This is a genomic window from Paenibacillus sp. LX16 (assembly GCF_036252815.1).
Classification (GTDB): domain Bacteria; phylum Bacillota; class Bacilli; order Paenibacillales; family Paenibacillaceae; genus Paenibacillus; species Paenibacillus polymyxa_B.
This window is the reverse complement of sequence record NZ_CP141152.1, coordinates 3,398,734-3,421,471: the sequence shown is the minus strand read 5'-3', so window position 1 is coordinate 3,421,471 and position 22,738 is coordinate 3,398,734. Positions and strand designations below refer to the sequence as shown.

The 22,738-nt window shown below is 46.8% G+C and carries 26 protein-coding genes; 24 read left to right on the top strand and 2 right to left on the bottom strand.

Features of this window, described 5'->3' with window-relative positions:
• The first annotated feature begins 7 nt into the window (after positions 1 to 7).
• The 6 genes from plsY (at position 8) to spoIVA (ending at position 5,210) form a co-directional block, all read left to right on the top strand.
• On the top strand, positions 8 to 616 hold the full coding sequence (gene plsY / locus T3H97_RS15030) for a glycerol-3-phosphate 1-O-acyltransferase PlsY (protein ID WP_039271041.1): 609 nt from the start codon (positions 8 to 10) through the stop codon (positions 614 to 616).
• Positions 609 to 1,649 carry an NAD(P)H-dependent glycerol-3-phosphate dehydrogenase gene (locus T3H97_RS15025; protein WP_039271042.1) on the top strand — a complete coding sequence of 347 codons (1,041 nt, stop codon included), beginning with the start codon at positions 609 to 611 and terminating at the stop codon, positions 1,647 to 1,649. The genes plsY and T3H97_RS15025 overlap by 8 nt, the downstream gene beginning before the upstream one ends.
• 166 nt (positions 1,650 to 1,815) lie before the next feature.
• Positions 1,816 to 2,091 (top strand): stage VI sporulation protein F, encoded by a 276-nt coding sequence (locus T3H97_RS15020; RefSeq protein WP_013310741.1) that lies wholly within the window; start codon positions 1,816 to 1,818, stop codon positions 2,089 to 2,091.
• 178 nt (positions 2,092 to 2,269) lie between these two features.
• Entirely contained in the window at positions 2,270 to 2,920 is a 651-nt protein-coding gene (locus tag T3H97_RS15015) for a hypothetical protein (protein WP_250271025.1), read from the top strand.
• A gap of 39 nt (positions 2,921 to 2,959) precedes the next feature.
• Complete coding sequence (locus tag T3H97_RS15010; protein ID WP_250271026.1) at positions 2,960 to 3,310, top strand: 2Fe-2S iron-sulfur cluster-binding protein; 351 nt, start codon at positions 2,960 to 2,962, stop codon at positions 3,308 to 3,310.
• A gap of 421 nt (positions 3,311 to 3,731) precedes the next feature.
• Positions 3,732 to 5,210, top strand: coding sequence for a stage IV sporulation protein A (gene spoIVA / locus T3H97_RS15005; RefSeq protein WP_023989182.1), 1,479 nt, complete (start codon positions 3,732 to 3,734; stop codon positions 5,208 to 5,210).
• 330 nt (positions 5,211 to 5,540) lie between these two features.
• On the opposite strand, the gene T3H97_RS15000 is transcribed toward spoIVA, so the two are convergent.
• The gene (locus T3H97_RS15000) at positions 5,541 to 6,452 is read right to left on the bottom strand and encodes a hypothetical protein (protein WP_328800140.1); all 912 of its coding nucleotides are present in this window, start codon (positions 6,450 to 6,452) and stop codon (positions 5,541 to 5,543) included.
• A gap of 131 nt (positions 6,453 to 6,583) precedes the next feature.
• Here T3H97_RS15000 and T3H97_RS14995 point away from each other — a divergent pair, with 131 nt between their 5' ends.
• The 5 genes from T3H97_RS14995 to T3H97_RS14975 all read left to right on the top strand — a co-directional run bounded on the left by T3H97_RS14995 (position 6,584) and on the right by T3H97_RS14975 (position 12,049).
• Complete coding sequence (locus T3H97_RS14995) at positions 6,584 to 7,516, top strand: zinc-binding dehydrogenase (protein ID WP_328800139.1); 933 nt, start codon at positions 6,584 to 6,586, stop codon at positions 7,514 to 7,516.
• A gap of 330 nt (positions 7,517 to 7,846) precedes the next feature.
• Complete coding sequence (locus T3H97_RS14990) at positions 7,847 to 8,962, top strand: sugar ABC transporter substrate-binding protein (RefSeq protein WP_328800138.1); 1,116 nt, start codon at positions 7,847 to 7,849, stop codon at positions 8,960 to 8,962.
• A gap of 67 nt (positions 8,963 to 9,029) precedes the next feature.
• The gene (locus T3H97_RS14985) at positions 9,030 to 10,547 is read left to right on the top strand and encodes a sugar ABC transporter ATP-binding protein (RefSeq protein WP_328800137.1); all 1,518 of its coding nucleotides are present in this window, start codon (positions 9,030 to 9,032) and stop codon (positions 10,545 to 10,547) included.
• Entirely contained in the window at positions 10,544 to 11,530 is a 987-nt protein-coding gene (locus tag T3H97_RS14980; RefSeq protein ID WP_328800136.1) for an ABC transporter permease, read from the top strand. Before T3H97_RS14985 ends, T3H97_RS14980 begins: the two co-directional genes overlap by 4 nt.
• A 246-nt stretch (positions 11,531 to 11,776) precedes the next feature.
• A complete protein-coding gene (locus tag T3H97_RS14975; protein WP_013310732.1) occupies positions 11,777 to 12,049 on the top strand; it encodes an HU family DNA-binding protein in 273 nt (90 codons plus the stop codon).
• 71 nt (positions 12,050 to 12,120) lie between these two features.
• Here the strand turns inward: T3H97_RS14975 and T3H97_RS14970 are convergent, their stop codons facing one another.
• A complete protein-coding gene (locus tag T3H97_RS14970; protein WP_134904244.1) occupies positions 12,121 to 12,414 on the bottom strand; it encodes a hypothetical protein in 294 nt (97 codons plus the stop codon).
• Positions 12,415 to 12,451: 37 nt separating this feature from the next.
• On the opposite strand from T3H97_RS14970, the gene mtrB reads away from it, so the two are divergent.
• From mtrB to aroH, 13 genes are all read left to right on the top strand, one after another.
• Positions 12,452 to 12,682 (top strand): trp RNA-binding attenuation protein MtrB, encoded by a 231-nt coding sequence (mtrB, locus tag T3H97_RS14965; protein WP_013310730.1) that lies wholly within the window; start codon positions 12,452 to 12,454, stop codon positions 12,680 to 12,682.
• A gap of 97 nt (positions 12,683 to 12,779) precedes the next feature.
• On the top strand, positions 12,780 to 13,331 hold the full coding sequence (locus T3H97_RS14960; protein ID WP_328800135.1) for a hypothetical protein: 552 nt from the start codon (positions 12,780 to 12,782) through the stop codon (positions 13,329 to 13,331).
• 116 nt (positions 13,332 to 13,447) lie between these two features.
• The gene (locus T3H97_RS14955; protein ID WP_328800134.1) at positions 13,448 to 14,317 is read left to right on the top strand and encodes a heptaprenyl diphosphate synthase component 1; all 870 of its coding nucleotides are present in this window, start codon (positions 13,448 to 13,450) and stop codon (positions 14,315 to 14,317) included.
• A gap of 9 nt (positions 14,318 to 14,326) precedes the next feature.
• Positions 14,327 to 15,055, top strand: coding sequence for a demethylmenaquinone methyltransferase (locus tag T3H97_RS14950; protein ID WP_328802835.1), 729 nt, complete (start codon positions 14,327 to 14,329; stop codon positions 15,053 to 15,055).
• Positions 15,048 to 15,920, top strand: a complete 873-nt coding sequence (locus T3H97_RS14945) for a UbiA-like polyprenyltransferase (RefSeq protein WP_328800133.1) — start codon at positions 15,048 to 15,050, stop codon at positions 15,918 to 15,920. Before T3H97_RS14950 ends, T3H97_RS14945 begins: the two co-directional genes overlap by 8 nt.
• Entirely contained in the window at positions 15,920 to 16,579 is a 660-nt protein-coding gene (locus tag T3H97_RS14940; RefSeq protein ID WP_061829214.1) for a UbiX family flavin prenyltransferase, read from the top strand. Before T3H97_RS14945 ends, T3H97_RS14940 begins: the two co-directional genes overlap by 1 nt.
• Positions 16,536 to 17,402, top strand: coding sequence for a menaquinone biosynthetic enzyme MqnA/MqnD family protein (locus tag T3H97_RS14935; RefSeq protein WP_328800132.1), 867 nt, complete (start codon positions 16,536 to 16,538; stop codon positions 17,400 to 17,402). Before T3H97_RS14940 ends, T3H97_RS14935 begins: the two co-directional genes overlap by 44 nt.
• Positions 17,399 to 18,373 carry a polyprenyl synthetase family protein gene (locus tag T3H97_RS14930; protein WP_061829212.1) on the top strand — a complete coding sequence of 325 codons (975 nt, stop codon included), beginning with the start codon at positions 17,399 to 17,401 and terminating at the stop codon, positions 18,371 to 18,373. The genes T3H97_RS14935 and T3H97_RS14930 overlap by 4 nt, the downstream gene beginning before the upstream one ends.
• Before the next feature lie 110 nt (positions 18,374 to 18,483).
• Positions 18,484 to 18,927: a nucleoside-diphosphate kinase gene (ndk, locus tag T3H97_RS14925; RefSeq protein ID WP_039271067.1), complete on the top strand. Its 444-nt coding sequence runs from the start codon at positions 18,484 to 18,486 to the stop codon at positions 18,925 to 18,927.
• Positions 18,928 to 18,957: 30 nt separating this feature from the next.
• A complete protein-coding gene (locus T3H97_RS14920; protein ID WP_023989169.1) occupies positions 18,958 to 19,758 on the top strand; it encodes a CheR family methyltransferase in 801 nt (266 codons plus the stop codon).
• Between the two features lie 229 nt (positions 19,759 to 19,987).
• Positions 19,988 to 21,157 (top strand): chorismate synthase, encoded by a 1,170-nt coding sequence (gene aroC / locus T3H97_RS14915; protein WP_328800131.1) that lies wholly within the window; start codon positions 19,988 to 19,990, stop codon positions 21,155 to 21,157.
• 1 nt (position 21,158) lies between these two features.
• A complete protein-coding gene (gene aroB, locus T3H97_RS14910; RefSeq protein ID WP_103048738.1) occupies positions 21,159 to 22,253 on the top strand; it encodes a 3-dehydroquinate synthase in 1,095 nt (364 codons plus the stop codon).
• A gap of 2 nt (positions 22,254 to 22,255) precedes the next feature.
• Positions 22,256 to 22,630 (top strand): chorismate mutase, encoded by a 375-nt coding sequence (gene aroH / locus T3H97_RS14905; RefSeq protein ID WP_029517339.1) that lies wholly within the window; start codon positions 22,256 to 22,258, stop codon positions 22,628 to 22,630.
• Positions 22,631 to 22,738: the final 108 nt, after the last annotated feature.

Sequence of the window (22,738 nt, the reverse complement as noted above, 5' to 3'; positions counted from 1 at the left end):
GAATAGGTTGATTTTACAAATCGTTGCCATCGTACTCAGTTACTTGCTTGGCTCTGTCAGCTTTAGTTTGCTGTATGGAAAATTAAAAGGAATCGACATTCGCCAGCATGGAAGCGGCAATGCCGGTGCGACGAATACGCTGCGTGTACTTGGAAAAGGCCCAGCTATTCTGGTACTGCTGCTGGACGTACTTAAAGGGGTTATTGCAGTGCTAATAGGGCACTGGTTAGGTGGAGAATCATCCTGGGTATCGGGTTTGTGCGGCATTGCAGCGATTGCGGGCCATAACTGGCCGATATATTTTCACTTCCGTGGAGGAAAAGGTATTGCGACTGCTATTGGTGTATTAGCATCGCTTGCCTTACTGCCCGCACTATATGCTGGAATCATTGCGATACTTGCAATCGTAATGACGCGTTACGTATCCTTGGGGTCGCTCATATTTGTCATTTTGACCCCCTGGATATTACTCGTGCTTGGTTATGCATGGCCGTTATTCTGGACGGCTCTAATCATTTGTCTGTTCGCTGTGTGGAGACACCGTACCAACATAGTCAAGCTGGTACGGGGGAATGAGAATAAGCTTGGCTCCAAAGGAGGAGATCGTCTTGTCTGAGAAAATAGCTGTGCTGGTCGCGGGGAGTTGGGGAACAGCCCTGGCTTCCGTTCTTGCGGCCAATAACAACGATGTCTCTGTCTGGACGAGAAACGAGCAGCAAGCAGCTGAAATCAATGAGAAGCATACGAATGAGCATTATTTACCGGGCTCCATTTTGTCTGATCGCATTTCAGCTACAACTGACATGCAGACTGCGGTATCTGGTGCTAAAGCAGTGATAATCGTATCTCCTTCTGCTGCTGCTCGTCAGGTAGCACGTAGTCTGAAAGCTCATTTTAGCAAGGATATGCTGGTAGTGCATGCCATTAAAGGTTTTGAAACTGAAACGCTCAAACGTATGTCCACGGTGATCTCGGAAGAACTGGAAGTCGCGGAGGGCGATATTGCCGTGCTGTCTGGTCCAAGTCATGCGGAAGAAGTGGTGAGGAAGTGTCCTACAACGGTCGTTGTAGCTTCCTCCAATGAGAAAGCTGCACAGGCCGCACAGGGGCTGTTCATGAACTCCTATTTCCGTGTCTATACAAACCGCGATTTGCTCGGTGTGGAACTGTCCGGGGCGCTAAAAAACATTATCGCATTGGGTGCGGGAATGTCAGACGGACTTGGTTTCGGTGATAATGCCAAAGCGGCTTTATTGACCCGTGGATTGGCTGAAATTACCCGTGCCGGAGTTGAGATGGGCGCTAACCCATTAACCTTTGCCGGCCTGGCTGGTATTGGCGATCTAGTGGTCACTGCAACGAGTCGTCACAGTCGCAACTGGCGTGCAGGGTCACTATTGGGACAGGGCCAACAGCTTGATGCTGTGCTGGAATCTATGGGCATGGTCGTAGAAGGTATTCGAACGACAAAAGCGGCATACGCCATCTCTCAAAAATTAGGTGTTCAGATGCCTATTACAGAGGTACTGTATGGAGTACTGTTTGAAGGACGTGACGTCCGTAAGGCCGTTGAGGCGCTGATGGGTCGCGATCCTAAGACCGAGATGGAAGTCATGCCACTTCAAACTTGGGAGCAATGGCATTCTTAAGGGCTAGGATGAGCTTTAATAATATAAAGGCTGTCTCATGGTAGATTTTTTCTATAATGAGATAGCCTTTTTTAGTTAGGCGTTTGGCATGTCTTACGTACGCTTAATCACCTTTTGACTCCGCCACTCATAGACTGAGTTGAGCAATGGCGGAGGAGGGGAGATTGTGAATAAAAACTTTCCGAAAGATGCATTGAAGGCCATTAACAAAAAAGGCGGCAAAAACATATCCGAAAATGCAGTGAAAAAGCTGGCAGGCACGGTAAAGGCGGACACGCTTCAAAGCGAAGCGCAACTGCGTCAGCTTATCAAGCAGGTGTCTGCGATGGCCAACATTCCGGTGTCGGAAGATACAGTAAGGGATATCGTTGGTGCCGTCAAAAAGAGCGGAATGAATCCTTCCAATATGGAAGCGTTGATGAAAATGATGATGAAAAAATAGACCGCTGGCCGCACGCCGGTTAGTATTATTCACCGTGAACCGGGAAGGTTCGCGGTTTTTTTTATATTTTGGAGCAGCTAACCTCTTTTTCAGTGCACAAAATATCGAACTGCTCTGTCGAACATGTTATAATGATGCCCATCAGGAAACGGAAGGAAAGACAGCAAAGGAGGAAACGATGTTGAAGGAGGCAATATCATCAGTGTTAGTAGACAGGCTTCCTCACAATCTGGCAGTTGCGCTGAGTAGCTTGGCTGAGAGCTGGTCAACAGTGTCGGTTCCGTGGATGCTGGGCGGGAGCTGTTCACTACTTGTGCAAGAAGTTGAATTGGATCGCCTGCCTCGGGACATTGATATTTATGCGGATATTCATGCCGCAATGCAGCTTCATGCGCACCCCCTGGGTATGAGTATAGATCGACAACAGGTTGACCGTAGCGGCTCTTACGTTTCATTGCTGAGCCACTATGATCTGGAGGGATTTCCAGTCGAGTTGGTGGGAGGATTTGAGGTATTATGTGGCGGAGCGTTATACCGCTTAGAGATTGAGCGACTACTTTGGTCGGCTGGGGTTCAGCTTGAGCTGGGGAGAGCTTCACTGCGTCTGATGCCGCTCAGTCATGAACTTTTATTCAATATATTGCGAAATCGACCCGACCGATATAAAGCGATTGCAGATGTTATGCAGCGCGACCCGCGACGTCATATAATTGTACTGAAGCAGCTACTAGTCAGTAATATTTGGAATGAGGAGCAATTGGACAAGCTTGCGGAACTTCTGCCTTGGCCAGAGTTGCACTCTGTCATCCAGATGGGCAATGAAGTATAAGCTGTGTGTGTAAGGAGAAAGACGACTGGAGGGCCGTTTATGAATGTGCAGATTACGTTCAAGCCGTCAGGCAGGCGCGTACAGGTCGGTCAGGGTACGTCATTGCTTCAGGCTGCTCGTAAAGCGGGTGTATATATTCCCACTCGTTGTGACGGAAAAGCAGCCTGTCTGATGTGTAAGGTACAAATATCACCGGAATGGGCTGAATTCGTAGGTCAACCCAGCGATGCAGAGCAGCGGAAGCTGGGACCTTTACTGGATGAAGGAATACGCTTATCCTGCCAGGCCCGTGTCCAAGGCGATATGGAGGTAAACATACCGGAGGATAAGCTCAAGGCGGCTATCAGGCGGCAACTGGAGCGTCAGGCGATGGATGATGAACTGTGGTAATGCCGATTATATCAGGAGAATAAAAAAAGGATGGTTTCCGATGACTCGAAACAGTCAGGAGAAACATCCTTTTTTTATTTAGTCTAGCGACAAAGTCATGGGAGAGCCTTGCCCCGCATATATTAGATGAGTGGACCCAAACGTAAAATATCGTTTCTGCAATGATCGCTCTGTCGTAATCTATTTTTCAAAAAACTAAACATATTTTACGGAGGGGATACATATGATGGTATCAGTCCAAATGCATGTACGAGTTTACGCCGTTTCGCCGATTCCATCAGTCTCCTGAATCTCGGCGGCGGACGACTTCCGGGCATTTTAAAGGCTGTTCTGCCGCATCTGGGATCAAGCAGTTGGTTGAACACGAAGCGGATGCTCTTTAAGCATTTTTCCTTCGGAGACTTTTGAGGAGGGGATTTCATTGGAGAAAGTGGACATTTTTAAAGACATTGCCGAACGCACCGGAGGAGACATTTATCTTGGGGTCGTCGGCGCAGTCCGAACAGGAAAATCAACGTTTATCAAGCGGTTTATGGAGACGATTGTTCTGCCAAACATTACAAGTGAGGCGGACCGTGCCCGCGCCGTAGACGAGTTGCCGCAAAGTGCGGCAGGAAAGACGATCATGACGACGGAGCCTAAATTCGTACCGAATAATGCCGTCCAGATCAAAGTAACGGAAGGACTGGACGTGAATGTACGTCTGGTTGACTGTGTAGGATATGCAGTAGAAGGAGCAAAAGGTTACGAGGATGAAAATGGTCCGAGAATGATCTCCACACCATGGTTCGAAGAACCCATTCCTTTTCAGGAAGCGGCAGAAATTGGTACGCGCAAGGTTATTCAGGAGCATTCGACGCTCGGTGTGGTAGTCACTACAGACGGCACGATTGCGGAAATCCCGCGCAGCTCTTATGTAGAGTCGGAGGAACGCGTCATTGAGGAGTTGAAGGAAGTTGGCAAACCATTTGTTTTGGTTATCAACTCCACGCATCCGCGCAGTGATGAAACACTCCAGCTTCGCAGTGAGCTGGCTGCCAAGTACGATATACCAGTCATGACACTTAGCGCGGCGACTATGACGGAAGATGATGTTACAGGCGTACTTCGTGAAGTATTGTATGAATTTCCGGTGCACGAGGTGAATGTGAACCTGCCGAGCTGGGTCATGGTACTGAACGAAGAGCACTGGCTGCGTAGCAATTATGAAAATTCCGTTCGCGATACGGTTAAAGATATTCGACGCCTGCGTGATGTAGATCGAGTGGTTGGCCAGTTTATGGAATATGAATTCATCGACAGGGCCGGGTTGAGCGGGATGAATATGGGGCAGGGCGTAGCTGAAATTGATCTGTATGCTCCCGATGAGCTGTATGACCAGATTTTGGTCGAAGTCGTCGGGGTAGAGATTCGCGGCAAGGATCATTTGCTACAAATGATGCAGGATTTTGCCCATGCCAAACGGGAGTACGACCGCTTCGCCGAGGCGCTGGAAATGGTCAAGACAACGGGATATGGCATTGCCGCGCCGTCATTGTCCGAGATGGCACTAGACGATCCGCAGTTGATTCGTCAGGGTACAAGATTTGGTGTGCGGCTCAAGGCAACAGCACCTTCCATACACATGATTCGTGTCGATGTGGAATCGGAATTTGCTCCGATTATCGGAACAGAGAAGCAAAGTGAGGAGCTTATGCGCTATCTGATGCAGGATTTTGAGAATGACCCAATCAAAATTTGGGAGTCAGACATTTTCGGACGTTCGCTGCATTCTATTGTACGGGAAGGCATTCAGGGTAAAATCGCTATGATGCCGGACAATGCACGCTATAAGCTGCAGGAAACGCTGGGTCGTATCATTAATGAAGGCTCCGGCGGTCTCATTGCTATTATTCTTTAAGGCTAAGCCACACCCCAAAAATGTATAAGAGAAATACCGTGGAGAGCAATTGGCTCTCTATGATTCGCAAAAACAAAATATTAGACTGACTTCTAAAACCAGACAGGGGTAGCCATGGACGAGAAAATAAAGTCCTAGACTACCTCTGTTTTTATTGAGCTTTTCGTTTCTCCTAGCGGGATTTAGGTTCAAATGTAACAATCCGATTAATGAGTTTCACAACGTGATTACCCTGGTAGTCATCTTCACATTTGGTCTCTTCCAACGTAGCACCGAGGCTGATTTAATTTGCAATGAACGATTCTTATAATCGATATAGCAATTGACTGGCTATTCATTAATAGCGTAGTTCTGGCATTCGGCAGGACACCCCAAATATTCAAATACTCTGCGTGCAGGTTCGTCAATCGGTAGGTACACTTCAATTCCAGGATACATGTGACTGCTTACAGAAAGATGAATTAGCTTGTAGCGAATGGGGACTAAATCGGCCATGGTTCCCATTCTGGCCAAAATGATTTTGGTGTGCTCAACTTCATTTGATGAGTCGCTTGGCTGCATACTCCAATATTTGTTAATATAGTCATATTTTTTAAATTTGTCAATTAACTTTTTATACCAATCGTCGTATCGGGAAAACATGTTATATCTTTTGAAAGCTTGTATCCCATAAATAGCATGAGACTCCCACTGTTCGAACGACTCAGCATCGAAGGTAGAACGGGGACGAATGGAAAAATCGGAGTTAAAATGGAAATCAACTTTATTCAGTTTGCCATTCATAAAAGAATCGGAGGGGATATCAAATAAATGGCGAAACGGCTCATTTAACCCCTTGATATCTAAGGTATGAGTAACGATCATTGCCGGAAATGGCAAATTACTCATGATCTGCTGCGTTTGCTCCAGAGCGAGCTCCAGAGACCGTCCTTCCAATTCGTAATGGATCGGAAGATAATCGGCGGCGAGGAGAAGATCATTGCGCTCATCTGAACTGCACTCCAGATACTCAGCAATATGGATCATCGTTTGCCGATCCGGTATTCGACGAGACCGTCCAACCAATAGATTTTTATACGTAGGACATGCCTCATCATTAAGCTCCTGCTGAGTAAATCGTTTCAATAACGGGTGAGATAGCTCATTATATTCCCGTTGACGTTTCATGCGAACAGCTTCAATCTCTCCCAATACGATTTTTAATGTTTTATATTGGAAGTCCTCGTCCTTGTGCATGGTCATCCTTTTTCAATCCTTTTCATAATGAGGTGTAGTTCTACACTTGGTGCAGATGATTCCCTACAGTATACTACATTGTGAAAAAGGTGAGCTATTTACAAGGGGTTCTCAATGATAATCATGGAGGAGATCGTATGGTTCGTGCAATTGTAACAGATCCATTTGCTTCAGGATATTTCGCGATAAAGGAAGTTGCCGCCCCACAGGCCCAGCCTTGGGAAGCGATAGTTCAAGTACAGGCCTTCTCTCTTAATCGGGGTGAAGTTGTAGATGCAAGAAATAATGGAAGACAGATCAGACCAGGCTGGGATTTTGCTGGGATCGTCATCGAGCAGGCCAAAGATGGCACGGGTCCGAAACAAGGAAGCCGTGTGGTAGGCCTTCTCCCAATGGGAGCATGGGCCGAACAAGTTGCTGCCCCTACTTCATTACTGGCTGAATTTCCCGATGATATTACCTTCGCCCAGGCTGCTACTTTACCGGTAGCCGGTCTGTCAGCGCTCTATACGCTTAGAAAAGGAGGAATGCTGCTCGGTAAGCGAATATTGATAACTGGCTCGACTGGCGGAGTTGGGATTTTTGCACACCAGCTAGCAGCGCAATCAGGAGCTTTTACAGTAGGTGTAGCCAGAACAAAGGGAAAAGCTCTACTTGTTCAAGAGGCTGGTGCTAATGAGGTTATCGTTGGAGATACGGCGATTTCATCGGTTGATACATTTGGACCTTATCATCTAATTTTGGATTCAGTAGGTGGTGATACGCTAGCTGCATTACTACCTCAGCTTGTGCCAGAAGGGATTTGTGTATCCATGGGACATTCGTCCTCACCTTTCGCAACGATTAATATCAGGGGCTTAGGTGGTAGGACCTTGTACAGCTTCTTTCTAGGAGAGGAGATAAATCGCTATTCGCCAGCGGAAGATCTGAAATTACTAGGTGAGCTTGTTTCAAAAGGCCAGTTAGTACCAAGGATCGAAGTGGAGGCATCGTGGAAGGAAGTTGGAACTATTGCCCAACAACTGATAGATCGGAAGTTTTCCGGTAAAGCAGTGCTCCAAATAAGTTAGATGGGAGCGTCCTCATATTGAAAATGACAAGGAGAGTGTATCTCCAGGCTATCTCCGCTCATGATGTTCACATTTTAAGCATAAGCAAAAATCGACCCTGTGGCGTACTCTGTCAAGTAGAGAACTAAAAAGCACCTCTATGCAGCAACCGTTCCCCGTTATTCAATCGGGGGCGGTTGTTTAATTTTTTTGTAGTATTGTCGTATTTTGTCATATGTAGTCGGAATTTTTTCTATATTTTATAAAACCTATTTACATACTTGGTTTAAAGCGATATATTAAGTATCAAATTTGAATCATTTTGTGATTGAACGAGGGGGAAATGAAATCATGAATATCCAAAAAGAGCTCCAAAGAAACAAAAAGCTAGGGCTAGGGGCTATCATGCTACTGGTGCTGGTTTTGCTGGTCACTGCATGTGGCGTGCCGAAAACACAGAGCGGCACTCAAGGGACAAGCACTGCGGGATCGAATACAACAAACGGAAAAACGGACAATTTAAATCTAAAGGGTAAACGGGTTGCGTTGATCATGGAGTTTAACACGGGCACATTTTCGCAACAGTATGTTCAAGGCGTGGAAGAGGAAGTTAAGAAATTTGGCGGTACGCTGACTAAGTTTGTGGCAGATAACGATAAGGCTAAAATGGCTTCTCTGCTTGATAGTGCGATTAACCAGCAGTTTGATGTCATTTTGACTGATCACGGTGATGCATTGCTGGAGACAGGGCTGAAAAAAGCAATTTCCCGCAATATTCCGGTTATCGTGTTCGATGCTGCGGTCAATGTCCCGGGTGCGGTAGTGCTCTCACAGGATGATCAAAGCATGGCTGAGCTGACGCTGGAGCAAATGAAAAAGGATATCGGTGGCAAAGGCAACATTGTGAAAGTATGGGTTGCCGGATTTGCACCGATGGAACGTCGTCAGGTTGCTTATGGTGCATTTTTGAAATCCAATCCGGATATTAAAGAAATTGCGACTTTTGGTTCGGCTCAGAATCCTGCATTGGATACGCAAGCCAAAATGGAAGCTGTATTAAAGCAATATCCTAAGGGCGAAATTACAGCTGTCTGGGCGGCTTGGGATGAATTTGCCAAAGGTGCAGCCCGTGCCATCCAACAAGCGGGACGTACGGAAATTAAAGTCTACGGCATTGACATGAGCGACGAGGACTTGCAAATGATCCAGGACCCGAAAAATCCTTGGGTGGCCTCGGCAGCTGTAGATCCAACAGATATCGGGCGCGTACAAGTGCGCTATGCATATCAGAAGCTGCATGGGGATAATCCGGAGGAGAAAGTCGTACTGAAGGCTGTATATGTGCAACGCGAAGCGCTGCCAGATAAGCAAATTTCCACATCCGAACTGTCCCAATATGTGAAGGGATGGGGCCAAAGCGAGCAGGGCTATAAGGATTGGATGAAGGAATATGAAACGTCCAAATAAAATGTTTGCATCATGCAAAAGGCGCGCTTCGGCGCGCTTTTATCATAAGCAGGCGTGAGGGGGCACCATGAGTTCACAAGTATATACATTGGAAATGAAAAAAATCAGCAAACAGTTTGCTGGTGTAGATGCGCTGCGAGCCGTGGATTTTAAGGTGCAGGGTGGCGAAATTCACGCTCTGCTGGGCGCCAACGGGGCAGGGAAAAGCACATTGATGAAGATTTTGTCCGGTGCATATCTATCCGATCAGGGAGTTATCGTAGTTGATGGCAAGGAACTGAACATTAGTTCACCGTGGGAGGCTAAAAGAGCGGGAATTCACTGTGTGTATCAAGAGGTCGATTCAGCGCTTGTACCTCAGTTAACTGTCGCTGAAAATATTGTAATGGACGATTTGTCTGCACCTGATGGTCGATGGTGGGCTGCACCGGGGTCTATGCGAAGACGAGCGCGTGAGGCATTAGCACGTCTGGAGGTAGATATTGACGTACGACGATATGTGTCTGAATTGACGTTGGCAGAAAAACAGCTTGTGCTTATCGCACGCATTTTGACACAGCAAGCAAATACCATCATTTTTGATGAGCCTACGGCGCCGCTCAGCGAGGAAGAAACGCGACGTTTGTTCCGCACAATCCATACACTCAAGGATGAGGGAGTTGCATGTATCCTCATCACACACCGATTGCCGGAGGTTATCGAACACAGTGACCATGTTACGGTGATGCGTGATGGTGAGCGCGTGTTCACGGGGTCTGCCTCTGATTTAAGTGTAGGAGACATTGTTACGCATATGCTTGGGAAAACATTTGAAGAGGAGTTCCCAAAAACAGAGGTACCGATTGGTGAAACGGTATTGGAAGCAAAAGGGCTTCACAAAGGATTACGAGTGCACGGCGTTGATTTACAAGTCCGATGTGGTGAAATTCTCTCTATTGTGGGTTTGGTTGGTGCAGGCAAGACAGAGCTGTCACGACTTCTTACAGGAGCAGACAAGCCGGATAAGGGAGAGCTGACCTTTAAAGGTCGCTCCATTCGATTGAGAGAGCCAGCGGACGCGGTAGCTCAAGGAATTGTGTCCATACCCGAGGAGCGGCGTAAGCAGGGGGTGTTGATTGAGGAGAGTGTGGAAAGAAACCTCAGCCTTCCGCTTTTGGGGAAGCTGAGTGTCCTTGGTTTCATCAGTCGGCGTAAAGAACGAAATAACGGTAATGGGATTGTCGCCTCTCTCAGTATTAAGACGCCATCGCTCCGTCAGAATGTTAAATATCTAAGTGGCGGGAATCAGCAAAAGGTTGCGATTGGGAAATGGCTGCATTCCGGAGCGGATGTATTTGTTTTTGACGAGCCAACCAAGGGTGTAGATATAGGGGCAAAAAGTGATATTTTCCGTATCATTGGCGAGTTGGCGGAGCAAGGAAAAGCGATCATTTATCTAACCTGTGAATTTGCTGAAGGGATTGGCATTGGTGATCGGATTGCAGTGATGTATGATGGCAAAATTATAAAGGAATTTGCGCGGGGCGAAGTGGAACAGGAACAGCTTCTGTTGTATGCCAGCGGCGGTGAAGAGGTGCATTCATGAAGGAAAAATGGTTAAACGTCTCATTTCGTTACGGTGCCGTAGTTGTCATTATAGGTGTGTTGGCGTTTTTTTCATCTACATTACCTTATTTCTGGACGTATGATAATTTAATGGACATTCTTGGATCAATTGCCATTGTGAGTTTCGTAGCCATTGGTGTGACGTTGTCACTTATTGTGGACGGTTTTGACCTGTCGGTGGGAGCTACAGTATCTTTGACAACGGTCGTTTCAGCTTCTTTGATGGTCTGGTATGAGCAGCCTGTTGCTGTGGTCATTATTGTGTCTCTGGTTGTCGGTGCTTTGGTAGGACTGTTGAATTCATTACTGATCATTAAACTGCGTATTCCTGATTTGCTCGCAACCCTTGCAATCATGTATATTGTAAGCGGGATTCACAAAACGTACGCCCAGGGCTATACCATATACAATCATATGCAGTTTCCCGATGGCAGCAAGGCGCCCGGGGAGATATCTCCTGCATTTCTTTTGCTGGGGCAAGGTAAATGGTTGGGTATCCCGATTTCAGTTATTTTACTGTTGCTGGCTGTGGCAGCGGTGCATGTTTTCTTGACCTATACAAAGCACGGGCGTCAAATGTATGTAACGGGTGGAAATGAGGAAGCTGCTCGTCTGTCGGGCATACGGGTAAAAAAAGTCCGTACTCTGGCCTATGTTGCTTCAGGCGTATTTGCGGCGATTGCCGGTATTTTGTATGCCTCGCGAGTAGGCTCAGGCCAAATTGACGCGGGTTCCCCCTTGCTCATGGAGGCGGTAGCTGCAGTATTCGTCGGTTTTTCGGTCTTTGGTGCTGGTAAACCCAATGTCATTGGTACATTTATTGGTGCGGTGTTGATCGGTGTGTTGGTTAATGGACTAACGATGATGAATGTGCAATATTTTGCTCATGATATTGTCAAGGGAGTAGTGCTGGTGCTTGCGCTGGCCGTTACTTTTTACGTGTTAAACCGTCGTCGTACTTGAAATTGTCTGTGGACTGTATTACTATAAACCTTGTTCCACGCAAGAAGGGTGCCATAAAACGCCAGTTTCGGCCTATATTGCGGAGGTTAGGTATATTCTATGTATATTTAACGACGAAACGGAAACAGATGATAACATTATGGAAGGCAGTATGCCGCCCGGGTTATTTTATACAGGCGACTTCATATCGGTCATAACACCGATAACCTTAATGCTGGACTACACTTGAATTGGGAGGTGAATATTATGAATAAAACGGATTTGATCAATCAGGTTTCTGAAAGCACTGAATTGTCCAAAAAGGACGTAACCAAAGCAATCGATGCAGTATTTGAGGCGATCTCTGGAGCGCTGCAAAGCGGAGATAAAGTGCAACTGGTAGGTTTCGGGAACTTTGAGGTTCGTGAACGTTCCGCACGTAAAGGACGTAACCCGCAAACAGGAGAAGAAATCGAAATCCCTGCGAGCAAAATTCCGGCATTTAAACCGGGTAAAGCGCTCAAAGACGGAATTAAATAAGATTTCTTACATATTCCCAATGCGCTGAAAAGACCGTGAATTTGATTCACGGCCTTTTCTTTTTGTCCTGTTTACTTCGTGGTAGAGGTGCTATGGACTGAAGAAGAGGAAGCTGTCCTGCCGTTACGCGAGGCATAAGCGATCAGCACTAGGGGTTCACCTGTTAGCTCGGCAAATTCATGCTCTAACTGTTGAAGCCGTTCGATCTGGGCAGGACTGAGATTGGCGGGAAGATAGTTTTTCATCAGATCCGTTCCTTTCTTTAATGGATGGGACTGCACGGATAGTATGGCTCGGGACACGCTAATTGTTGCAGGTAGCGCGGAAAGCATGTAGTTGACAAAACAAGCTTGAATCTCCATCATAAAAAGTATAGCTTCGGCTCTCAGGGAGGAAAAGGACATGGAAGATAACGTGACGGGTAGCAGTGAGTACGTCGTAATTAAAGCGAAAAGCAACGGATGTCAGGTTTTTGGTCTGACCAGAGGTCAGGATACACGCCTACATCATTCAGAAAAATTGGACAAGGGCGAGGTACTGATCGTCCAATTTACGGATCATACTTCTGCTATTAAAATTCGCGGCAAAGCCGTTGTGATGACCAAGCACGGGGTAGTAGATACGGAGGATTAAAATGCAGGCATAGCCTGCTTTTTTTTGTTGTAGAATGAGAGTGAGGACCTTTACCGTAGCAAACCCACATTATGGGTAGAGGTCAGGGGAGGCTCTGATGAAACCTTGGATTGTATTCGGTGGCTCCATTCTCATAACCATCGCAGCAGCTGTGTTGCTGCCGTCCTTACAGGTGCTGGACTCAGGAACCGCAGCAGTTCGTGAGACACAGGCGACGATTTCGCCTCAGCAACGGGTGCTGCTGTCGGATGACAATCTGGTGGATGCACTGAACGAGCTACCATTGACCACACCGATTGCAAGCGCAAGCTGGGAACATTCAGTCTTGACCCTGGATGTCAAGCTTTCCAAGGAAGAAACCACACCACTAGAGATTTATCAAAACATGGCAGAGCTTGCCTCTTTTAGCTTTTATGGAACGACGAATGTACGGCAATTGTTGCTTCGGGTGGTGACGCAGGACGAATGGTCAGGAGAACGTCATTTGTTGCTTGCATCCGATATACGTCGGAACGAGTGGACAAACGAGGCATTGGAACAGCTGAGGAACCGGGAAGGCGCGGAATTGCCAGAGGATTTGAAATCCCGTTTCCGCATTACAGTAACGCCCATGTGGCAAAACAGGTTTAACGGTGTATATACAGATTAGATGTTTTTGCCGGTGGACCTACAGTACTTTAGTCGCGAATCATTTTAAATTGTGATATAATATAAGGCATTGCAATTATTTGAGTATAGCAGAAAGTCATGTCTCGGAGGCTTAGGATGAAACCGTATCGCGTACCCCAATTAGCAAGGAAATATGTGGAATACGACATGATTCAACAACATACGGAAATGCCGGCTTTTCCTGACAGCCGTACCCGTTTGATGTTTGTGTTTTTGAACCGGAATGCGCAGGAGCTGCATGCCAGTGAGGACGAACTGTACGCATTGGTAACCTCACTTGTGCAGATGGGGCTGGATACGCATGATATGATTGATACTTTATCCGGTATACGGAGCCCGGAAGAGATGCGTTCCAGACAGCTGAAAGTGTTAGCTGGGGACTATTTTAGCAGTCGTTTTTATCAGCTGCTTGCACTGGCAGGCCGCATTACGGCCATTTCGAAGCTGAGTGATGCTGTATGTGAAGTGAACGCAGGGAAAATGAGTCTGTACTGGGGAATGAAGCAATTCCGCTTGGATGCAACTCAATATTTAACTCAGATGGTTCGTTTCAAAAAGGAGCTTTTTTTATCATTCACTTCACTTGTAGCAGTACAGGATCAGGAAATTTGGAAGCAGCTTCTCAACAAATTTGCCCTCTGTGATACCTTGGTGGAGGAATGGGGCAAGCGGACAGAACCGGACAAGTCCCGTTTCGGATATATGTTTTGGCATATTTATGGTAACGGGGACCGGAACGAGCAGGCATTGCTTTCAGAGAGTGGTACTGACACTGAAGCATGGCGTAAGCTTGTTCTGAAATACAAAGCCGAGGATGCGATACTGGACAAGCTTCGCACGGCTGTTACACACATCCGGCAGATCCTGTCAGATGATCAAAATACGGGGATCGAGGAATTTGAACGCATGCTTGAGCCTTTCCTGAAGCTGCTAAATAGTCCGCACCCAGTTGTGAGGGAAGGTTAGGTGAACGTGATGGGATCAAGCGACACCAAGCCGAAAGAGCAATTCGTTCATGGCGTGTTTGAAAGCATAGCAGGTAAATACGATTTGATGAACGATATACTGAGCTTTCGCAGACACAAGGCTTGGCGGAAATTTACGATGAAAAAAATGAACATGCAGTGCGGCGATACGGCAATCGATCTTTGCTGCGGCACATGTGACTGGACGCTTGCGATGGCGCGTGCAAGTGAAAGTGGTCACATCGTAGGACTGGATTTTAGTCAGAACATGCTCAATGTTGGCGAGCGTAAGATTACATCAGAATCCCGTGAAAAGCAAATTAAGCTTGTTCAGGGCAACGCGATGGAACTACCTTTTGAAGATAATTCATTTGATTATGCGACGATTGGTTTCGGTCTGCGCAACGTGCCTGATCTGCGCCATGTGTTACAGGAGATGCAGCGAGTCGTCAAACCTGGCGGGCAGGTCGTATGTCTGGAATTGTCCAAACCTACTTGGCAGCCGTTCAAGGGAATTTACTACACATATTTTCAACACATCTTGCCCATGCTCGGCAAATTGTTCGCCAAACGTTATGAGCAGTATAAATGGCTCCCTGATTCGTTGGCGCTTTTTCCAGGAAGGGATGAGTTGGCTGACATCTTCCGTGAAGTCGGATTGAAGGATGTTCAGGCTCATTCACTCACCGGAGGCATTGCGGCATTGCACATTGGAATCAAGGAGAGTCAGCATGTTTAAGAAAATCGCTATTTTTTTGGAAATGATTAAAATTGAACATACGTTATTTGCGCTCCCATTTGCATTCATGGGGGCTGTATTGGGGTCTGTTATCGTGACAGGCAACCTTCCCTCCTGGCCGCAGATCGGCTGGATCCTGCTAGCTATGGTTGGCGCACGTAGCGCGGCTTTTGGCTTCAATCGTATGATTGACCGGGTGATTGACGGGAAAAATCCGCGCACAGCAGGACGCGCTATCCCGGCGGGGTTGCTCAAATCGAGCGAAGTGGTGATTTTTATTATCGTCAGTTTGGTGTTGTTATTCTGGGCATCATTCAAGTTAAGTCCGCTGGCGTTCAAGCTGTTTCCGCTGGCCTTTTTTATGCTTGTTTTTTACTCTTACACCAAGCGTTTCACTTGGCTTTGCCATATTGTACTTGGTCTGACCATTGGTTTGGCGCCACTAGGCGCGTGGGTTGCAGTAACAGGACAAATAGATTTGACCTCTATCGTACTATATCTCACGATTGCATTTTGGACGGCGGGATTTGATGTAATTTATGCTTGTCAGGATATAGATTTTGACCAAAACGAAGGAGTTTATTCTATTCCTGCCCGTTTTGGCGTAGCAGGTGCGTTGAACATCGCTCGGGCATTCCACGTCATTACGGCGATCGGATTTATTGTACTGTTCTTTATTGCAGATTTAAGCTGGTGGTATCTGGCGGGCATGATTATTTCGTATATCATTTTATTTTATGAACACTATATTGTATCTCCAAAAGATTTGAGTCGTTTGCAGACGGCATTCTTTACTATGAACGGTGTACTTAGCACTGTCGTATTTGCCTTTACACTGATTGATTTGGTGGTGCGTCAATACTAATGAATAATCAGGTGAGCGGACATCAAGGCAAACGAATCGTTATTGGCATTACAGGCGCGAGCGGAAGCATTTATGGTGTGCGACTGGTAGAGACTCTGCTGGACTTGCAATACACAGTTCACCTGATCGTTTCCAATGCTGGCTGGCGGGTATTGAAAGAGGAGTTGGGCTGGAATGTGACTGACCGGGAAGGGGCTTTGAATGAACAATTCGGAGGCCGTCCCGGTTCTCTTGTATACCATCCGTTCACAGATATTGGAGCTTCGATCGCAAGCGGCTCTTATTTGGTGGATGCGATGATTATCATGCCATGCTCGATGGGGACGTTGTCAGCAGTAGCACACGGTTCGTCCGATAATCTCATGGCGAGAGCGGCGGACGTGATGATGAAGGAAGGTCGTCCGCTGATCCTTGTGCCTCGTGAGACGCCTCTACATGCCATTCATTTGGAAAACATGCTTAAGCTTGCGAGACTCGGCGTCAAAATGATTCCGGCTATGCCGGCTTTTTACTTTCATCCGAAAACGCTGGATGATATTGTGCTGTTCCTCGTAGGCAAAGTATTGGACAGCTTGCGTATAGAACATCAACTGTTTACGAGATGGGGGGATTCCGATGCCGACACCGGACACCAAGACAATCACAATCGGAAAAATTAAATATACAAACGCTTGGCCTATTTTTCATTATTTTAATCCTTCTAAGCTTCTCCATTCGGCGGAGATGGTTTCTAAAGTTCCGGCTGAATTGAATCGAGGTATGCTGAATGGGAGTTTGGATATCAGTGCGATGTCCTCCTTTGCGTATGCATCGGGTGCTGAGGAAATGCTTTTGTTGCCGGATTTATCCGTCAGTGCAGATGGTCCTGTGCAATCCATTCTACTATTTTCACGCAAGCCGCTGGACGAAATCAAAAACGGAACCATTGCACTAACGAATACGTCTGCTACATCCGTGAATTTGTTGAAAATTTTGATGCAAAAGGCATGGGAAGGTCAGCCTTCCTATTTTGACTGTGAGCCAGATCTTGACTTGATGCTGGAACAGGCAGATGCAGGGCTACTGATTGGAGATCACGCGATTAAGGCATCTTGGCGAAGTGAAGGTCTGTATGTTACGGACCTCGGAGAAGAGTGGAAGCGCTGGACGGGCTACAGTATGACTTTTGCTGTATGGGCAGTACGACGTGCTGTTGCTGCTCAAAATCCCGCGGCAGTAGCTGAAATTGCAAGTGCATTCCGCGCAAGCAAGCAGCGTAGTCTGTCGGACCTGACGCCTGTTATTTCTGAAGCATGCGAGGAAATTGGAGGACTGCGAGATTATTGGGAGCGCTACTTTACTAATCTGTGTTATGATTTTGGAGAGAAGCAACAACAAGGTTTAGAGCTTTATTTTCAGTATGCGCATGAACTGGGGCTGCTTGACCGACGAGTGAAGCCGCTTCTCTGGAGTGACAATACGCTGACACGGGTGAAAGAATGAAACGATTGGATTTGTTTGGTTTATTAAAGAAGGATATGAACTTTATAGAAGAAGAGTTGTACCGCAGTATCGACAGTACGGAACCGTTGATTAATGATACGTCGCTTCATCTGCTTAAAGCAGGGGGCAAGCGTTTGCGTCCCGTATTTGTATTGCTGGGAGGCAAGTTTGGAGAATATGATCTGGACAAGCTCAAGCGTATAGCGGTACCTCTGGAACTGATTCATTCTGCCTCTCTCGTTCACGACGATGTGATTGACGATGCGGAAATGAGACGCGGTCAACCCACCGTGAAGTCCAAATGGGACAATCGGGTGGCTATGTACACCGGAGACTACATATATGCACGTGCGCTGTCTATTGCTGCTGGACTGCCGAATCCCGACATTCACCGAGTACTGTCTAAAGCGCTAGTGCAGATGTCCATTGGTGAAATGGAACAAATTCGTGATTTTTTTAATGTGGATCAGAGTGTGCGTAATTATTTGCTTCGCATACGGCGCAAAACGGCATTGTTGATTGCGGTTAGTTGCCAGTTGGGAGCTATGGCTGCAGGGGCACGGGAGAGTATCAATTCCCTGCTGTACAGCTACGGCTATAACGTAGGCATGGCTTTTCAAATTCAGGATGATCTGCTCGATCTGTGTGGCACGGAAAAAAAGATTGGCAAGCCGCCGGGCAGCGATATGAGACAGGGGAATATTACGCTTCCGGTGATTTATGCACTCGAACAGCCTGAGTTGCGTGCCGATCTACTGGCTGAAATCCGCCGCATTCAGGATGGAGATGGGCAAGGAGATGCACGCAAAGCGGTGGATATGATCAAAAAAAGTGAAGGAATCGCTAAAGCTGAAATTCTCGCCGACCGATATATTAATAAAGCGCTAAACGCGCTGGACTTACTACCAGATGTCAAAACAAAAAAGACGCTACGCGATATTGCTCATTTTGTAACACGCCGCTCCTACTAAAGTTGTGTTTTGGGTTTGCTGTGACAAAATACTTTAACCGTTTCCAAGCTTTCTGTTACAATACAGTTTAGTACTGTATAAATACATTAGATTGGATTGGGAGTGAGCTGATGGATCGTACTTTTTTGATGGTTAAACCGGATGGTGTACAACGTGGACTGATTGGACGTATCATCAGTCGTCTGGAAGACAAGGGCTTCAAAATGGCGGCTGGCAAGCTTGTGCAAGTATCAAGAGAACAGGCAGAACGGCATTATGCAGAGCATGTGGGCAAGCCTTTTTTTGAAGAGCTTGTAGGTTTTATTACATCAGGCCCTGTGTTTGCTATGGTATGGGAAGGGGATAACATCGTTACGCTTTCCCGCTTGTTGATTGGTAAAACGCAAGTAACCGAAGCACTTCCGGGCACAATTCGTGGAGATTTTGCAGCACATACACCGTTTAACCTCATTCATGGTTCAGATTCACCGGAGAGCGCAGAGCGCGAGATTGCAAATTTTTTCATGCCGGAAGAATCCGTTCGGTATGAAAAAAGTGTGGCGACCTGGATGTAAGTTAAATTACGTATGAAGAAGGATGGTAGCATGACGGATATGGAACTGGGTCAGACGGACCCCGATTACACAGCGTTTATCCGCAAAATCAAGGACAGCACAGGTATTGATCTTGCACAATACAAAGAAGCACAGATGAAAAGGCGGTTAACTACGCTTCGCAACAAAAACGGGTTTCCCAGTTTTGTTTCTTTTTATGATGCCATGATGAAGGAAAAACCTCTATTCTATGAATTTCTGGATCGGATGACGATCAATGTTTCGGAATTTTGGCGAAATCCCAATCGGTGGGAAGTACTACGGGATACAATCTTGCCACAACTGCTTGTGGGGAAGCAGAAGCTTAAGCTGTGGAGTGCGGCCTGCTCGACTGGTGAAGAGCCTTATAGCCTGGCTATGGTTCTCGACGGTAAAGGGATTTTGGGAAATTGTTCCATTACAGCTTCCGACATTGATGACGGTGCATTGGCAAAAGCCAAGGAAGGCAAATATTTGGAGCGTTCGCTCAAGGATGTGCCTGAGCAGGTGGCTAGCAAATATTTTAAGCCGGATGGTGCGATGTATCGAATTGATGACCGTTTGAAACAAGCCGTGAAATTTCAAAAGCAAAACTTGCTGCTGGATCGGTTTGAGGATGGCTATGATCTCATTATCTGTCGAAATGTAATGATATATTTTACAGAAGAGGCCAAACATACGTTGTATCAAAAGTTTGCAGCCAGTCTTCGTCCCGGCGGTGTGTTATTTGTCGGTAGTACAGAGCAAATCTTTTCTCCTAACCAATATGGTCTGGAATCGACGGAAACCTTTTTTTATCGCAAAAAAGCATAAGCCTGCATATATCATCCAAAGTTTTGTAGGAACTTATTTATATCCTTGAGTAATTGATGGTTGGCTTATCAGCAAAGCACGTCCTTTAGCCCCTTTGGCTAAGAGGCGTGTTTTTGTTTATCTGCATACACGTGGCTTTTCTTGTCAAAGAAAGGTGCGTATACTATAATGAAGCACAGTTAAAGATTTTAGCGATGCACAGTTTAACAGTTTAAAGGGGGAACGCGTCATGAGTTTACGTTATTTAACCGCGGGGGAAACGCATGGTCCCCAGCTAACTGCCATTGTAGAGGGTATGCCGAGCAATTTAAAATTGGATTTTGAGGAATTGAATTTTCAGCTGCACCGTCGTCAGAAAGGGTATGGACGGGGTCGGCGTATGCAGATTGAAAAAGATACGGCGAAGATTGCCGGAGGCGTACGTCACGGCTATACCACAGGTGCACCGATTGCGCTGGTTGTGGAAAATAACGATTGGAAGCACTGGCAGAACATTATGAATATTGAGCCTATTGAAGGCAGTGATGAAGAAAAGCGTCGGGTTCACCGGCCACGTCCGGGTCATGCGGATTTGAATGGCGGAATGAAATACAACCTGAAGGACCTTCGTAACGTGCTGGAACGCTCCAGTGCACGTGAAACAGCAATTCGTGTGGCATGCGGCGGTTTGGCCCGTCAATTGCTGGCTGAGTTCGGAATCAAGGTGGCAGGTCAGGTCATCCGTATTGGGGAAATCGAAGCTCCTTACCGTGATTTGCCGATTGATGAGCTGATTGCCCTGACAGAAGCCTCCTCGGTGAGAGTAACCGATCCAGAAACCGAAAAGAAAATGGAAGCATACATTGATCTGATCAAGCAAGAAGGTGATTCAGTCGGTGGGGTAGTGGAATGTATTGTAGAAGGTGTTCCGATTGGTCTGGGCAGCCATGTACAGTATGATCGGAAGCTGGATGCACGTATCGCACAAGGCGTCATGTCGATTAATGCATTTAAAGGCGTGGAAATCGGCATTGGCTTTGAAGCAGGTGAATTGCGCGGTTCACAGGTGCATGACGAGATCCTATATGATGAGGAACGTGGATATCACCGTCGTACCAATCGTTTGGGTGGTTTTGAGGGTGGCATGACGAATGGAATGCCAGTTGTGGTTCGTGGCGTAATGAAGCCGATCCCTACACTCTACAAGCCTCTGCAAAGCGTCGACATTGATACAAAGGAAGCGTTCACTGCACAGGTTGAGCGTTCGGATGCATGTGCAGTGCCAGCGGCAAGCGTAGTCATGGAGCATGTCGTAGCTTGGGAGATTGCGAAAGCTTTGCTAGAAAAATTCAGTGGGGATTCGATTGAAGAGATTCGCGCGAATATTGCATCCTACGAAGAACAACTGGGGCGGTACTAAGATGAGTACGCTGACGGTACAGCTTGGCGAACGTTCTTATCCTATTCATATCGGACGAGGGCTGTTACATCGAGCCGGAGAGTTGTTGAAGGAACGAGGAATTGCGCAAAAAAGCCCGTTGTTGATTGTTTCTGACGAAAATGTAGCGGGATTCTACTTGGCAACATTGGAGAGCAATCTTCAGGCATCTGGCTACAAGACGGTGTCCTTTGTCGTTAAGCCAGGTGAAACCTCCAAGTCGCTTGCTGTATTTGAGCAGGTCATAACAGCAGCCATTGAGGGCGGCTTGGATCGCAATTCAGCCGTTATTGCACTTGGTGGTGGTGTGGTGGGCGATTTGGCTGGATTTGTGGCGGCTTCTTATATGAGAGGTGTCAAGTTTGTACAGATCCCCACTACGATCCTTGCCCATGACAGTAGCGTGGGCGGTAAGGTTGGCATCAATCATCCTTTGGCGAAAAATATGATAGGAGCGTTTCATCAACCGGAACTCGTGCTGTATGACGTAGATACGTTGTCAACATTACCTCCTCGTGAGGTATCTGCGGGGCTTGCTGAAATGATCAAGCATGGCTTGATCTGGGATGCTGATTTCGCCCAGTGGTGCCGTGACCATGCGACTGATTTACTTGCGCTGGATGCGACAGCTCTGGAGTACGGTCTGGAAAAGGGATGTTCCGTAAAAGCCGAAGTGGTGTCACGCGATGAACGAGAAAATGATTTACGCGCTATTCTAAACCTAGGTCATACGATTGGTCATGCGATTGAAGCCATTGCGGGATATGGTGAATTTTTACACGGGGAAGCCATTTCTATTGGTATGGTCGGCTCCGCACTTCTGGGTGTGAAGCTGGGTGCAGATTCTTCTTTGGTAGATGAAACGAAGGATATGTTATCTTCGCTACGGCTACCGACCTCCCTTCCGTCACATCTCGATACAGATCGGCTCCTGGACGCAATGATGCATGACAAAAAGTTCAAAGAAGGCAGCATTACTTTTGTCGTCCCACGTAGCATCGGGCACGTGGAGGTTGTGAAGGATATTTCCGTCTCTTACATCCGACAAGTTATTGAACAGTTAAAAGAGGGGGCGTAACGATGTACAATCGTGGAATTCGTGGCGCGACGACCGTAGCGAATAATGAAGAAAATGAAATTTTGGAAGCAACAAGCCAACTACTGGAGGAAATTGTATCTTACAATGAAATTCAGCCGGAGGATATTAGTAACGTATGGATTACGGTGACTCATGATCTGGATACTGCCTTTCCAGCCAAGGCCATTCGTCAGCTTGATGGCTGGGATATGGTTCCGCTCATGTGTGCATTAGAAGTTCCTGTGGCAGGTAGTTTGCCCAAGTGCATCCGTCTGATGGTACAGGTGAACACTGATAAATCCCAGCGGGAAATTAAACATGTATATTTGAACGGAGCGCAGGCCTTAAGACCGGATCTAGCTTCCCAAGGGAAATAAGCGCCTGTTTTTTAAGTTGATGGTTGCCAAAGTAACATCCCATGAGATATAGTGTGTGTAGCAGAGTTAAGTAGAGTAGAGTTAGCCAGAGACAGAGTTGAGATGAGA

Coding starts and splice junctions, on each gene's coding strand:
- T3H97_RS15015 (WP_250271025.1), top strand. CDS start 2,270: ATGTTGAAGGAGGCAATATCATCAGTGTTAGTAGACAGGCTTCCTCAC.
- T3H97_RS15010 (WP_250271026.1), top strand. CDS start 2,960: ATGAATGTGCAGATTACGTTCAAGCCGTCAGGCAGGCGCGTACAGGTC.
- T3H97_RS15000 (WP_328800140.1), bottom strand. CDS start 6,452: ATGACCATGCACAAGGACGAGGACTTCCAATATAAAACATTAAAAATC.
- T3H97_RS14995 (WP_328800139.1), top strand. CDS start 6,584: ATGGTTCGTGCAATTGTAACAGATCCATTTGCTTCAGGATATTTCGCG.
- T3H97_RS14990 (WP_328800138.1), top strand. CDS start 7,847: ATGAATATCCAAAAAGAGCTCCAAAGAAACAAAAAGCTAGGGCTAGGG.
- T3H97_RS14985 (WP_328800137.1), top strand. CDS start 9,030: ATGAGTTCACAAGTATATACATTGGAAATGAAAAAAATCAGCAAACAG.
- T3H97_RS14980 (WP_328800136.1), top strand. CDS start 10,544: ATGAAGGAAAAATGGTTAAACGTCTCATTTCGTTACGGTGCCGTAGTT.
- T3H97_RS14975 (WP_013310732.1), top strand. CDS start 11,777: ATGAATAAAACGGATTTGATCAATCAGGTTTCTGAAAGCACTGAATTG.
- T3H97_RS14970 (WP_134904244.1), bottom strand. CDS start 12,414: ATGATGGAGATTCAAGCTTGTTTTGTCAACTACATGCTTTCCGCGCTA.
- mtrB (WP_013310730.1), top strand. CDS start 12,452: ATGGAAGATAACGTGACGGGTAGCAGTGAGTACGTCGTAATTAAAGCG.
- T3H97_RS14960 (WP_328800135.1), top strand. CDS start 12,780: ATGAAACCTTGGATTGTATTCGGTGGCTCCATTCTCATAACCATCGCA.
- T3H97_RS14955 (WP_328800134.1), top strand. CDS start 13,448: ATGAAACCGTATCGCGTACCCCAATTAGCAAGGAAATATGTGGAATAC.
- T3H97_RS14950 (WP_328802835.1), top strand. CDS start 14,327: ATGGGATCAAGCGACACCAAGCCGAAAGAGCAATTCGTTCATGGCGTG.
- T3H97_RS14945 (WP_328800133.1), top strand. CDS start 15,048: ATGTTTAAGAAAATCGCTATTTTTTTGGAAATGATTAAAATTGAACAT.
- T3H97_RS14940 (WP_061829214.1), top strand. CDS start 15,920: ATGAATAATCAGGTGAGCGGACATCAAGGCAAACGAATCGTTATTGGC.
- T3H97_RS14935 (WP_328800132.1), top strand. CDS start 16,536: ATGCCGACACCGGACACCAAGACAATCACAATCGGAAAAATTAAATAT.
- T3H97_RS14930 (WP_061829212.1), top strand. CDS start 17,399: ATGAAACGATTGGATTTGTTTGGTTTATTAAAGAAGGATATGAACTTT.
- ndk (WP_039271067.1), top strand. CDS start 18,484: ATGGATCGTACTTTTTTGATGGTTAAACCGGATGGTGTACAACGTGGA.
- T3H97_RS14920 (WP_023989169.1), top strand. CDS start 18,958: ATGACGGATATGGAACTGGGTCAGACGGACCCCGATTACACAGCGTTT.
- aroC (WP_328800131.1), top strand. CDS start 19,988: ATGAGTTTACGTTATTTAACCGCGGGGGAAACGCATGGTCCCCAGCTA.
- aroB (WP_103048738.1), top strand. CDS start 21,159: ATGAGTACGCTGACGGTACAGCTTGGCGAACGTTCTTATCCTATTCAT.
- aroH (WP_029517339.1), top strand. CDS start 22,256: ATGTACAATCGTGGAATTCGTGGCGCGACGACCGTAGCGAATAATGAA.